The 12,215-nt window shown below is 70.6% G+C and carries 10 protein-coding genes and 2 pseudogenes; 6 read left to right on the top strand and 6 right to left on the bottom strand.

The window, feature by feature from the left end:
- Window positions 1-37 precede the first annotated feature (37 nt).
- From QMK30_RS00785 to QMK30_RS00765, 5 genes are all read right to left on the bottom strand, one after another.
- A complete protein-coding gene (locus QMK30_RS00785; RefSeq protein ID WP_283515122.1) occupies window positions 38-616 on the bottom strand; it encodes a YdeI/OmpD-associated family protein in 579 nt (192 codons plus the stop codon).
- Between the two features lie 89 nt (window positions 617-705).
- Window positions 706-2,169 carry an FGGY-family carbohydrate kinase gene (locus tag QMK30_RS00780; RefSeq protein ID WP_283515121.1) on the bottom strand — a complete coding sequence of 488 codons (1,464 nt, stop codon included), beginning with the start codon at window positions 2,167-2,169 and terminating at the stop codon, window positions 706-708.
- Window positions 2,170-2,212: 43 nt separating this feature from the next.
- Window positions 2,213-3,556 (bottom strand): MFS transporter, encoded by a 1,344-nt coding sequence (locus tag QMK30_RS00775; protein ID WP_283515120.1) that lies wholly within the window; start codon window positions 3,554-3,556, stop codon window positions 2,213-2,215.
- Between the two features lie 109 nt (window positions 3,557-3,665).
- Window positions 3,666-4,439 carry a DeoR/GlpR family DNA-binding transcription regulator gene (locus tag QMK30_RS00770; RefSeq protein ID WP_283515119.1) on the bottom strand — a complete coding sequence of 258 codons (774 nt, stop codon included), beginning with the start codon at window positions 4,437-4,439 and terminating at the stop codon, window positions 3,666-3,668.
- A complete protein-coding gene (locus tag QMK30_RS00765) occupies window positions 4,436-5,080 on the bottom strand; it encodes a histidine phosphatase family protein (protein ID WP_283515118.1) in 645 nt (214 codons plus the stop codon). Before QMK30_RS00765 ends, QMK30_RS00770 begins: the two co-directional genes overlap by 4 nt.
- Before the next feature lie 134 nt (window positions 5,081-5,214).
- Between QMK30_RS00765 and QMK30_RS00760 the strand changes: the two genes are divergently transcribed.
- From QMK30_RS00760 to QMK30_RS00740, 6 genes and pseudogenes are all read left to right on the top strand, one after another.
- A complete protein-coding gene (locus QMK30_RS00760) occupies window positions 5,215-6,258 on the top strand; it encodes a 2-hydroxyacid dehydrogenase (RefSeq protein WP_283515117.1) in 1,044 nt (347 codons plus the stop codon).
- Window positions 6,255-7,715 (top strand): FGGY family carbohydrate kinase, encoded by a 1,461-nt coding sequence (locus tag QMK30_RS00755; RefSeq protein ID WP_283515116.1) that lies wholly within the window; start codon window positions 6,255-6,257, stop codon window positions 7,713-7,715. The genes QMK30_RS00760 and QMK30_RS00755 overlap by 4 nt, the downstream gene beginning before the upstream one ends.
- 174 nt (window positions 7,716-7,889) lie before the next feature.
- Window positions 7,890-8,633: pseudogene (locus tag QMK30_RS00750) on the top strand (extracellular solute-binding protein); the annotation flags it as partial.
- Window positions 8,605-9,138: pseudogene (locus tag QMK30_RS38655) on the top strand (discoidin domain-containing protein); the annotation flags it as partial. The pseudogenes QMK30_RS00750 and QMK30_RS38655, both read left to right, overlap by 29 nt.
- A 409-nt stretch (window positions 9,139-9,547) precedes the next feature.
- Complete coding sequence (locus tag QMK30_RS00745) at window positions 9,548-9,841, top strand: discoidin domain-containing protein (RefSeq protein WP_349362030.1); 294 nt, start codon at window positions 9,548-9,550, stop codon at window positions 9,839-9,841.
- Between the two features lie 187 nt (window positions 9,842-10,028).
- Window positions 10,029-11,138: a glutathione S-transferase family protein gene (locus QMK30_RS00740; protein WP_283515115.1), complete on the top strand. Its 1,110-nt coding sequence runs from the start codon at window positions 10,029-10,031 to the stop codon at window positions 11,136-11,138.
- Window positions 11,139-11,152: 14 nt separating this feature from the next.
- Here the strand turns inward: QMK30_RS00740 and QMK30_RS00735 are convergent, their stop codons facing one another.
- Window positions 11,153-12,205, bottom strand: coding sequence for a fatty acid desaturase family protein (locus tag QMK30_RS00735; protein ID WP_283515114.1), 1,053 nt, complete (start codon window positions 12,203-12,205; stop codon window positions 11,153-11,155).
- Window positions 12,206-12,215 lie beyond the last annotated feature (10 nt).

Raw genomic sequence — 12,215 nt, 5'->3', positions numbered from 1 at the left:
GGTCCGCGCACCTCGCGGGATCCGCATCCGGGCGGCGCTACCGGACCTGCTGTCCAGCCTCCATCAGGGTGATCATCCGCTGGAGCTGTGCGGCCCTGGCGCCCGGAGTCCGCGCCCTCAGCAGGTGCAGGATCACCGTGTATTTCTCCGTTCTGCCGAGCTGCTCGAAGGAGTCCCGCGCCACTTGGTTCTGTTCCAGCGCGGCAGCGAGATCGGGGGGCGCGGTGGAGTCGCGCTGCGACTCGTACGCCGCGTCCCACCGGCCGTCCGCCTTGGCGGCGAGGATTTTCGAGAAGCCGGGCTCCCGCATACGACCGGCGGCCACCAGCCCTTCTACCTTGCGGATGTTCACCTGCGACCAGAGGCTCCGCGCACGCCGGGGCGTGAATTTCTGCAGGTAGTACGTCTCGTCGCAGGCCTTGCGCTGACCATCGATCCAGCCGTGGCACAGGGCGACATCCAGTGCTTCCGGATGGGTCACCGAGGCGACCCCCGAGTTCTTCTTGGCGATCTTCACCCAGATGCCGCACTGCACTCCGTAGTGGTCGGCCAGCCAGGCCTCCAGCGCGGAGGCGTCCTCGAAATGGATGATCTGGGGAGTCGGCTGGTCGGTCATGGCTACCGCCTTCGGGGGGAACCTCAGTGGAGTGACCACGCTAGATCCCCAGTAGGTCAGATCAGGGCCTAGTCCCTCCCGGATCGCGTCTAGCCGTCCAGCCAGCCCCGAGCGCGCAGCTGCGCGACGAATCCCTCGTACGACTCGTCCAGCGCCGCCCGTTCCCCTTCCACCGGGTCCACCACGCGCCCCGGGCCCGTCATCGCCGCCGCGCTCGCGGACAGGTCGGCGTGCAAGGTGCCGGCCGCCGCCAGCAGGGCCGCGCCGAACGCCGTCTCGGCCCGTTCGGCGACTTGCAGCTGCCGGCCAAGGACGGTGGCGCGGATACGGGTCCACAGGGCGCTGCGGCTGCCGCCACCCGCCGCGTGCAGGGGGCCCGTCACTTCGACGCCGAGCGCCTGCACGCGTTCCAGCGCGAGGCGCTCCAGGAACGCCACGCCTTCCAGCGCGGCCCGGTGCTCGTCGGCCTCGTCCTGCGGCGCACCGGCGACGAAGCCGCGCGCGTCGCCACGGACGAAGGGGAACCGCTCGCCCTCGCGACGCAGCGGATAGTTCAGGTACGAGGCCGGACCGCGGGCGTCGGCCGCCGCGTCCAGGCCTGGTAGACGCGCCGGATCGACGGCGGCGAGCGCCTCGCCGCCAGTGTTGGACGCGCCGCCGGGCAGCCACCAGCCGTCGGGGTGGCGATGGCTGTAGAGGGCGCCGGCCGGGTCGGTGACCAGCTCGCGGGTGACACCCTTGAGGACGTACGTCGTTCCCAGCACGCCGACGAACTGGCCCGGCCGCACGGCCCCGGTGGCGATCTGGCCCGCGCACCCGTCCGTCATCCCGAGCCGGACCCGGCAGCCGACGGGCAGCCCGGTCTCGGCCGAGGCCGCCGCCGACACGGTGCCGACCTCCGTCCCGGGGGCCTGCACGGCGGGCAGCAGGCGGGAGGGGACATCGAAGGCGTCGAAGACCTCGGTGGCCCACTCGCCCGCGAGCGGGTCGTAGCCGGTCTTCAGCGCGTGGCTCCAGTCGGTGGCCACCGGGTGTCCGGTGAGCCGCAGGCCGAGCAGATCCGGGGTGTGCAGGACGAGCTGACCGGGAAGGGCAAGGGTCGCGCACCCGACAAGTTTGCCCAGGGCCGCCGTCGGGCCGACGGTCAGGCCCAGTGCCCGCCAGCGGCGCGCGCCCAGTTCCTGCGCCTTGGCGTTGAGGTCGGCCGCCCGCCGGTCGTCGTACATCAGCGCCGGGCCCGCGGGCGCACCGTTCGGGTCCGCCAGCACCAGGGTCCCGGAGGTGGCGGAGACGGCGACCGCCACCACCTCCCGGCCGCCGCCGGGCAGTTCTGCGGTGGCTCGCCGCAGCGCGGCGGCCGCGGCGGGCCACCAGGCACCGGCGTCCTGCTCGCTGTGGCCGCCGGCGCCACGCACCGGCTGGGGGAGCGGCGCCTGCCCCTGCGTGAGAACCCGTCCGCGGGCGTCGGCGCACACCACTCTCACCGCGGCGGTGGCCACATCGATTCCGGCCACGACGGGGACGGGGGAGCGGGGGACGTCGGTGGTGCTCATGCGCGGGACGGGTCCTTTCGCGTACGGATCATTCTCGGGGCGGTCAGGTGGCGCGGACAGTGAGCGGTTCGGCCGCCTCGTGGAGGGACTTGCCCTGCTCGATGGCTTCCTCCGACGCCCGCGGCAGCTTCAGGAAGAGCGTGAGCACGGCGGCGACGACATACAGGCAAGCGAAGATGATGACGACGCCGTCGCGGCCCAGCGGGCCGAGGAAGACCGAGACAATGGCGGGGCCGACGAAGGCCGCGCCGCCCGCGCCCAGGTTGAGCAGCGCCATCGCGCCGCCCTTGTTCTCGGGGGCCAGTGACGGCATCAGCGCGGAGATCGGGACGAACCCCGCGAGCGTGGCGCCGTAGATCATGCCGACACCGACGGCCACCCAGTAGTTGTCGGTCATCAGCTTGGGCACGAAGTACAGGGCGAGCACGCTCACCGCGCAGCCGACCGCGCCGAACCAGCCAATGGTCGTCCGCCAGCCGACCCGGTCGCTGACCACACCGAAGAGCAGGTTGAAGAAGATATTGGTGGCGAACATGATCGACAGCAGCCGCAGCCAGTCGCCGTCGGTGAAGCCCATCTCGTCGGTGAAGAAGGCCGGGAGGATCACCCACAGGCCGAACTGCGGAGCGGTATTGATGATCCGTACGACGCAGCCGATCGCGACCTTCGGGTTGGTCCACGCGATGGACAGACTGCGGGTCAGCGACTGGACCGGCTTGACGCCGGGCGGAGCGAGCCGTGAGAACCCGGTGCGCTCGCGCACGCCAAGCAGACAGAAGGCGCCGCCGATCGCGATCAGGGCGAGGGCGACCCAGAGTGTGCCGAACTTGCCGAACAGCGGGTTCGTGACGGAGGCGGTGAGTGAGCCGAGGGTGGGCAGGCCGCCGGTGAAGGCGAAGTAGAACCAGCCGACCGCCGCGCCGAGCCTGGCCACCGGTGCGGTCGCGGTGACCCACACGAGGAAGGAGAAGGCGAAGAGGGGGTAGCCGAAACCGCGCAGGCCGTAGAAGAGCAGCATGAGCGTGTAGTTGTCCTGGGCGGCGCCCAGGGTGAGGAACAGGATGTCGAAGACGATCCAGACGGCGAGGCCGATCTGCATCACCCGACGCGGTCCCCACAGCTCGGACAGCGCGCCCGACAGCCAGGACGCGAGCATGACCGTGACGCCGTACGCCGTGATCACATAGCTCGCCCGGACCTCGCTGCCGGCACCGTTGCCCTCGATGAACGGTGCGATGAAGCCGGATTCGACCCCGTCGCCGATCATGAAGATCAGGACGCCGATGAAGCCGAAGAGGAGCGGTCGGGGAATGCCCAGACGGTCCCAGACCGTCGCCGTTCCTGTCTCCGTTCCCGTGTGCGCGGCGGGTGCGGCGGTGCTGCTCATGCTCGTGCCTCCACAGTGAGGTGCCATGGGCCCGCGGACGTACAGCCGCGACGAGAACGCATCATGGTCTCTGTGAAATTAACACGCAAGAGTTTAAGAAATCTTGTTGTCAGCCGGTGGTCGCCACTCGGACATCCGTGCACTCCTTGAGTGCCGCGAGCAGTTCCCCGCCCACCCGGTCGTCCACCACGAGGTGGTCGAAGTCCTCGACCGGGCCCAGCCGGTGGAGCGCCGTCCTGGCCGTCTTGGTGCGGTCCATCAGCAGTACCTTGCGAGTGCCGGACGCCAGCATCGCCCGTTTTACCAGCACCACGTCCTGCTCCTGGTGGTACGTCATTCGGGCGTCCATCGCCGAGGTGGAGACCAGCACCATGTCCACCGAGAGGGCCTCGATGGCCTCCAGGCAGGGGACACCGAGGAAGGAGTCGTGGGGCTGCGAGTACTCGCCGCCCAGCGAGATGAGGCGAATGCCGTCCCGGCCGACGAACAGGTCCATCACCCGCCGGGCATTGGTCACCACTGTCAGCGGGACCTGGTCGACCAGCAGCCTGGCCAGCGCGAGCGCCGTCGTGGAGTCGTCCAGCATCACCGACATGCCCGGCTCGATCAGGTCGGCCGCGGCCTTCGCGATGGCCTCCTTCTCGACGGTGTTGACCCCCAGTCGGTAGTCGAGATTGGACTCGAAGACGGTCGAAGGCAGGGCGGAGACCCCGCCCCGGAAGCGGCGCAGCACCCCCCGCCTGGCCAGCTCGTCCAGATCCCGGTGCACCGTCATCAGGCTCACCCCGGTGAGCTCCGCGAGCTCGGCGCCGGTCGCCGTCCCGTGCTCCAGGACACGCTCGGTGATGATCTGTCTGCGGGCCTGCGCGCCGTTCGTCGTCATGCGCCCAAGTTTCGCGCACTGCCCTGGGCGGACGCCCAGGTGGGGACGTTGAGGGAGCGCAGGGCGGTGTGGTCGCCGGCCACCTCGATCTCGGTCACGGCCGCGTTGTCCAGCCGGGGGAACACCAGCCGGTAGCGGCCCACCGGGATGCCGAGCATCGCGCACAGTGCGATGCGCAGCAGCGTGTTGTGCGCCACCACCAGGACCGTGGCCCCATGGTGATCCTCCGCCAGGCGGCGCAGCGCCGCCGTAGACCGGGCCGCCGCGGCGGACGGCGGCTCCGAGCTGGGGAAGGCGCCGCTCTCCGCGTCCGCACGGAAGCGCCGTACGGCCCCGGGGTCCTCGGCGGTCATCTCCGCGACGGTACGGCCCTCGCCCCAGCCGAAGTCGACCTCGCGCAGCGCCTCCACGACCTCGGGCTCCAGGTCCAGGGCGCGGGCCGCGGGCGCGGCCGTCAGCCGGGCCCGGCTGACCGGGGAGCAGGCCACCGCGTCCACGCCACGCTGCTTCGCCCAGGCCGCGAGCTCGTCGGCCTGCCGCAGCCCCTTCACGGTCAGCGGTACGTCGGAGACCCCCGCGTACCGGTTCTCCGCATGCCATTGGGTCTCGCCGTGCCGAACCAGCAGCAGCCGCGATGCCATCAAAACTCTCTCCGCCCGATCGACTCTCATTGATTCTTCAAAACAATGATGTTAAATCTATCAGCGCCAGTGATAGTGGTGCTGCGGTAACGCCCCGCGCAGCGCCATGCGACCCGAAGAAAGGCACCCGCTCCATGCGCATCCTCGCCGCCGGCGATCACTTTGTCCGCCCCGATCTCCTGCGCGCAGCCGTGCGCGAGGAGCTCGGCACCGCCCCCGAGATCACCGAACTCACCCTGCCCTGGCCGCACGAGCCATTCGGCCCGGTCGGCGACGTCCACGAGGCCAGCGGTTCGGAGGACGAGATCATCGCGGCGCTTGACGGCGCCGAGATCTGTGTGACCCAGATGGCGCCCTTCACCGAGAAGGTCTTCGCGGCCTGCCCGGACCTGCGCATGGTCGCCGTCTCCCGGGGCGGCCCGGTCAACGTGGACCTCGCAGCCGCCACCCGGCACGGCGTCGCCGTCTCCTTCGCACCCGGCCGCAATGCCCCGGCCGCCGCCGAGTTCGCCATCGGCCTGATGCTCACCGCGATGCGCCGCATCACCACCGCCGACGCCGAGCTCAAGCGTGGCAACTGGCGCGGTGACTTCTACGCCTACGAGGAGGGCGGCATCGAACTCGACGGCGCCACCGTCGGACTCGTGGGCTACGGGGCCATCGGCCGCATCGTCGCCCGCGTCCTGCGCGCCTTCGGCGCACATGTCCTGGTCGCCGACCCCTACACCGACGCCGAGGCCGCGCGCGCCGACGGGGTGGAGCCGGTCGCTCTCGATGAACTTCTGCGCCGCAGTAGCGTGGTGAGCCTGCACGCACGCCTCACCCCCGAGACCCACCACCTCATCGACGCCGGGAAACTGGCGCTGCTCCCCAAGGGCGCGGTGCTGGTCAACTCCGCCCGCGGCGGACTCCTCGACTACGCCCCGCTGCCCGAACTGCTGCGCAGCGGATGCCTTGGAGCGCTCGCCCTCGACGTGTACGACATCGAACCGCCGCCCGCCGACTGGCCGTTGCACCACGCCCCGAACGTGGTCACCGCACCGCACCTGGCCGGCGCCACCCAGCAGACCGCGCACCGCGCCGCCGCCATCACCGCCGCCGAGGCGGGCCGCTTCGTACGCGGGGAAAAGCTCGCACACCCCGCCAACCCCGAGGTCCAGGAGGCCTCACGGCCATGAGCGTGATCATCGGCGTCGACATCGGCACCTCCGTCACCAAGGCCGTCGCCTTCGACAGCGAAGGGATCCCACTGGCCTCGGCCTCCCGCCGCAGCAGGCTGGACCGGCTGTCCGGCAGCCGCGTCGAGCAGGACATCGACAACGTCGTCCGTACGGTCGTCGAGGTCGTGCGGGAGACCACCGCCGCACTGTCCGAACCGCCCGCCGCACTCGCCCTGACCGGTCAGGGCGACGGCCTGTGGCTGCGCGACGCGGACGGCCGCGCGGTCCGCCCGGCCATCTCCTGGATGGACGGCCGGGCCTCCGACCGTGTCGCGGCCTGGCTGCGCGGCGGCACTGTCCAGGAGGTGTACGGGCACACGGGCTCCGGCATGTTCCCCGGCTGCCATGCGCCGCTCCTCGCCCACCTCCAGGAACACGAACCACAGAGCCTGCGGCGGGCGGTCACCGCGGGCTACTGCGTGGACGCCGTCGCGCAGCGCCTCACCGGCCGGGTCAGCGTGGACGCCTCCGACGCGACCCTGCCCTTCCTCGACCCGGTGAGCCGCACGTACTCCCGCGAGGCGCTCGCCGCCTGCGGGATCGAGGACCTCGCCCATCTGCTGCCTGCCCCCGCCGAGCCCGGAGCGCTCCTGCCGCTCGATGCCATCGGCGCCGGGCTCCTCGGCCTGCCCGAAGGGCTGCCGCTCACCGCGGGCCCGTACGACTTGCCTGCCTGCGCCGTGGGCAGCGGTGTACGCGAGGTGGGTGACGGACTGCTGATCGTCGGCACCACCCTGGCCTGCCAGGTCCTCACCGACGAGGTCAGCGGCGATCCCTCAGCCGAACCGGCCGGCATGTGGCTGTGCACTCCCGATCCCGGCCGGTGGCTGCGCTCGATGCCCGCCATGGTCGGCACCGCCGCCCTCGAATGGGTGCTGGCCCTCACCGGTACGACCACGGGCGACCTCGATCAACTGCTCGCCGACAGCCCGCCGGGCGCGAACGGCGTCACCGCGCTGCCCTTCCTGTCCGACGCGGGGGAGCGCGCGCCCTTCGTCGACCCGGCCGCCCGGGGCCGCCTCGACGGACTCAACCTGGCCCACACCCGCGCCGACGCGGTACGCGCCATGTGCGAGGCCATCGGCTACGCCGCCCGCCACTGCCTGGAGACCGCCGGTCTCACCGGGACGCTGGCCGCCTGTGGTGGTGGAACTCGCTCCGGGCCGTGGTCGCAGCTGTTCGCCGACATCCTGGGGCGCCCGGTGCGCATCCCGCAGGAGAGCGAGGTGGGGGCGCTCGGCGCGGTGCGGGTGGCGCGTCGCTTCCTCGGTGAACCGCCGGAGACGAAGGCGCAGTTGTTCCGCACGGTGGAGCCGCGCGTGGCCTCACGCGCCGTGTACGAGGACGGCTACGCGGCGTACCGCTCCGCGCTCGATGGGGCGCGGGCGCAATGGGGCGACGCGACGTCCCGATAGCGCGCGGTACTCGATCGCCGGGCCGGTCTGGAAACAGGCCGGCCCGGCGATCGCCGTTCACCAAGTACGCGATCGACTTCGTGAACCTGGAGCAGGTCGGGCAGGTCGCCAACCCGGACCCGGCGACCTCCACGGTGCCGGCCGGCTTCACCCACCAGGATGTGCAGAACGCCTTTCAACCAGAAGTATCCGAACGTCAAGATCGACGGTAAGTCGACCCCCGGCCAGTGCGAGGAGCCCGCGCGCTTCACCGCGGCCCTCAAGGGCAAGTCGCAACCGGACGTCTTCTACACCTACTTCACCGACCTGCAGCAGGTGCTGGACAACGACGGCGCCGCGGACATCACGGCCTACGTGAACGAGAAGACCGTGCCCGCGCTGGGCACCATCGACCCGGATGTGCTGAACGTCCTGAAGAAGGACGGCAAGCTCTACGGTCTGCCCACCAGCAACTACACCATGGGTCTGCTGATCAACCGCAAGCTCTTCGAAGAGGCCGGACTCGACCCGAACGCGCCGCCCATCACCTGGGAAGAGGTCCGCACGGCCGCCAAGTCCATCGCGAAGCTCGGCGGGGGCACCGCGGGCTTCGGCATGGGCCCGATCCCCGGCGGTAAGGCCACGCTGTTCGGCGGCAACGATTACATGTTCAAGAAGGGCAGCTCGCCCGACGAGCTCAAGGCCGCCATCGCCTGGGTGGACTTCAAGACGCTCACCCCGGGCAAGGGCCAGTTCGACTGGGCGCGCTCCAAGGCGGACAAGCTCCCCGTGGGACTGCCCCAGCCGAACTTCTGGACCGGCGAGACCAAGACCAAGGACGCCGCGGAACGGGCCTCGAACGCGACCATGCCCGTCGAGAACTTCAAGCCCTTCATGGACCAGCCGGTGCCTGGCAAGGCGGAACCGGCCAAGGCGCAGCCGGATCCTCGACCAGACCGCTGACGGCGTCAACTTCCACTGGGGCGTCACCAACTCCTCGGTGGACAACACCTTCGTGCGCAACTCCGGGGACGACGGCCTCGCGATGTGGGCCGACACGAAGAACAACGTTGGCAACGCGTTCACCGGCAACACCGTGGTGCTGCCCATCCTCGCGAACAGCATCGCGATCTACGGAGGCAAGGACATCTCGGTCACCGGCAATGTGGTCGCCGACTCGCTGACCAACGGCGGCGGACTGCACGTCGGCAACCGCTACCCGGGCGTCACCCCCGGCCAGGGCGCCGATGTGTCGGGCACCTTCACTCTGGCCCGGAACACCACCATCAGGGCGGGCAACGGCGACTGCGGCTGGCCGTTCCCGATCGGCGCGACCTGGTTCGACTCCCGCAACAGCACGATGGACAAGGCGACGATCAACGTAACCGACACCGACATCCTCGACAGTTCGTACGCCGCGATCCACTTCGTCTCCGGCACCATGAAGGGCGTCCACTTCAACCGCGTCAACATCGACGGCACCGGCACGTTCGCCCTACAGTTCAACGACCCCGCCGTCACCACGTTCAGCGACGTCACGGCGAAGAACATCGGATTCACCGACCCCGTCTACAGCTGCCTGGGCAGCCAGCTCGGCCTCACGCAGGGCGCGGGCAACTCCGGCTGGAACGAGAAGCTGCCCGCCACGTACTGCGGCCCCTGGCCGGAGCCGGACTACGACGGCGGTCCGGGCCCCGACCCGACGCCCACGCCGCCCGACCCGGACCGCAACCTCGCCAAGGGCCGTCCCGCCACCGCGTCCGGCCAGGTGGACGGCTACCCGGCGGCCAAGGCCGTCGACGGGCGACGCCGGCTCGTACTGGGAGAGCGCCAATCACGCCTTCCCCCAGTCGCTGTCCGTCGACCTCGGGGCCTCTCAGGCCGTCGGCCGCGTGGTGCTCAAGCTGCCGCCGGCCGCCGCCTGGGCCGCCAGGACCCAGACCCTGACCGTCCTGGGCAGCCCGGACGGCTCCGCGTTCAGGACGATCGTCGCGGCGAAGGGCTACCGCTTCGACCCGGCGACGGGCAACACCGTCAGCATCACGCTGCCGGTCGGCATCCAGATCCGGCATCTGCGCCTGACGGGCACGGCCAACACCGGCTGGCCCGCGGTCCAGCTCAGTGAGGTGGAGGCCTACCGGTCCTGAGCCCGACCCGAAGACCGCCCCGCCCGCTCACGGCAATGGCCTGAGCGGGCGGGCGCGTCCGTGCCTGCGACCGGGCGGCTGACAGGCGGGGACAATCCCGGCGATGGGGGAAGGCTCGAAGGGACAGCACACCGGACCTGCACACCGGACCTGTACACCCACAAAAACCCAGGGAAGGACACCGGCGATGAACCGCCCCACCGGCACCGACACGGACGGCACCAACACGGACGGCACCAAGACGAGCAGCGAAGACACCAACGGCAGCACGGACACCAAGGACACCAAGGGCTACGGAAAGGCGCCCTTCAAGCGCTCCAAGAGCCACTTCGCGGACCGCATCACGGCCGACGGCCGGGACAGCTGGCCCGTCGAGGCAGGCCGCTACCGGCTGGTGGTCAGCCGCGCCTGCCCGTGGGCGAGCCGCGCTCTCGTCTCGCGACGCCTCCTCGGCCTGGAGGGCGCGCTCTCGCTGGCCGTGACCGACCCCATCCAGGACGACCGCAGCTGGCGCTTCACCCTCGACCCCGACGACCGCGACCCCGTACTGGGCATCCGCCACCTCGCCGAGGCCTACGACACACGGGAAAAGGGCTACACCGGCGGCGTCAGCGTGCCCGCGATCGTGGACGTACCCAGCGGCAGGCTGGTCACCAACGACTTCCAGCAGATGACCCTGGACCTCGCGACCGAGTGGACGGACCTGCACAGGACAGGCGCGCCCGACCTCTACCCCGAGCCACTGCGCGAGGAGATCGACGAGGTGATGGACGGCGTCTACCGCGACGTCAACAACGGCGTGTACCGGGCCGGTTTCGCGACGGGCCAGAGCGAGTACGAGGAGGCCTGGCACGATGTGTTCCGGCGGCTCGACCTGGTGTCCGAGCGGCTCGCCGACCGGCGGTATCTGGTGGGGGAGAGCATCACCGAGGCCGACATCCGGCTGTTCACCACACTGGTGCGCTTCGACCCCGTCTACCACGGCCACTTCAAGTGCAACCGGTCGAAGCTCGCGGAGGACCCGGTGCTGTGGGCGTACACCAGGGACCTGTACCAGACCCCCGGCTTCGGCGACACCGTCGACTTCGATCACATCAAGCGGCACTACTACCAGGTGCACTCCGGCATCAACCCGACCGGCATCGTGCCGCTGGGCCCCGACTTGGCCAACTGGCTGAGCCCGCACCACCGCGAGGAGTTGGGCGGGCGCCCGTTCGGCGACGGTACGCCGCCGGGCCCGGTGCCCGCGGCCGAGGAAGTGCCCCGGGCCGGGCGGCCCCCGGGCCGGGCGGGCTGACCGGTTTCGGCCGGTCAGGCGGCGGCGCGGGACTCCCGGATCGGGGCTCCGGCGTGATGGAGACTGGCCAGCGCCTGCTTGTACGAGGTGAGCAGGCTGGTCTCCAGGTAGCTGATGCCCAGCTCCTCACAGTGCTGCCGCACGATGACCTGGGCCTTGCGCAGATGCACACTGGGCATGCTGGGGAACAGGTGGTGCTCGATCTGGTAGTTCAGCCCGCCGAGCGCGACGTCGGTGAACCAGCCGCCGCGCACATTGCGTGAGGTGAGTACCTGGCGGCGCAGGAAGTCCGGGCGGTCCTTGCCGGTCAGGATCGGCATGCCCTTGTGGTTCGGGGCGAAGATGGAGCCGAGGTAGACGCCGAAGAGGCACTGGTGGACGGCCAGGAAGGCGATCGCCATGCCGGGCGGCAGCACCAGGAACAGCGCGGCCAGGTACACCGCGAAATGACCGAAGAGCAGCGCGCCTTCGATCTTGCGGTTCTTCAGAGCCGGGTTGGCCAGTCCCCGCACGCCCGCCACATGCAGGCTGAAGCCTTCCAGCGTGAGCAGCGGGAAGAAGAGGAAGGCCTGCGAGCGGCCCAGCAGCCTGGGCAGGCCCTTGGCGGCGCGGGCCTGGTCCTGCGACCAGACCAGCACGTCGGGGAGGACGTCCGGGTCCAGATCCTCGTGGTTGGGGTTGGCGTGGTGACGAGTGTGCTTGTCCTGCCACCAGCCGTAGCCCATCCCGATGCCGGCGTTCCCGGCGATCCACCCCGACCGCTCGCTTGCCTTGCGCAGCCGGAAGACCTGGCGGTGGGCCATGTCATGGGTGAGCAGCGCGACCTGGCCGAAGACCACGGCGAGGAAGCCGGCGATCGCCAGAGTCCACCAGCTGTCGCCGACGAGGACGAAGGCGGCCCAGCCACCGACGTAGAGCGTGGCGACCGCGGCGATGCGGGCCGCGTAGTAGCCGGGGCGGCGGCTCATCAGCCCGGTCGCGATGACCTTCTTCGAGAGCCGGGCGAAGTCACTGCCGGTCTGACTCGGCGGCGGAGGCGGAGGACGGACGGAAGTCTGCACGGTCATGAGGTTGGAC

The sequence above is a fragment of the Streptomyces sp. H27-C3 genome (assembly GCF_030063415.1).
Classification (GTDB): Bacteria; Actinomycetota; Actinomycetes; order Streptomycetales; family Streptomycetaceae; genus Streptomyces.
Note: the sequence above shows the minus strand (reverse complement) of the source record. Positions and strands in the feature narration are given on the sequence as shown.

What these genes read in the sequence shown, in the direction of transcription:
- QMK30_RS00785 (WP_283515122.1), bottom strand. Translation starts at nt 616, where the DNA reads ATGACCGACCAGCCGACTCCCCAGATCATCCATTTCGAGGACGCCTCC.
- QMK30_RS00775 (WP_283515120.1), bottom strand. Translation starts at nt 3,556, where the DNA reads ATGAGCAGCACCGCCGCACCCGCCGCGCACACGGGAACGGAGACAGGA.
- QMK30_RS00780 (WP_283515121.1), bottom strand. Translation starts at nt 2,169, where the DNA reads ATGAGCACCACCGACGTCCCCCGCTCCCCCGTCCCCGTCGTGGCCGGA.
- QMK30_RS00735 (WP_283515114.1), bottom strand. Translation starts at nt 12,205, where the DNA reads ATGACCGTGCAGACTTCCGTCCGTCCTCCGCCTCCGCCGCCGAGTCAG.
- QMK30_RS00755 (WP_283515116.1), top strand. Translation starts at nt 6,255, where the DNA reads ATGAGCGTGATCATCGGCGTCGACATCGGCACCTCCGTCACCAAGGCC.
- QMK30_RS00765 (WP_283515118.1), bottom strand. Translation starts at nt 5,080, where the DNA reads ATGGCATCGCGGCTGCTGCTGGTTCGGCACGGCGAGACCCAATGGCAT.
- QMK30_RS00770 (WP_283515119.1), bottom strand. Translation starts at nt 4,439, where the DNA reads ATGACGACGAACGGCGCGCAGGCCCGCAGACAGATCATCACCGAGCGT.
- QMK30_RS00760 (WP_283515117.1), top strand. Translation starts at nt 5,215, where the DNA reads ATGCGCATCCTCGCCGCCGGCGATCACTTTGTCCGCCCCGATCTCCTG.
- QMK30_RS00740 (WP_283515115.1), top strand. Translation starts at nt 10,029, where the DNA reads ATGAACCGCCCCACCGGCACCGACACGGACGGCACCAACACGGACGGC.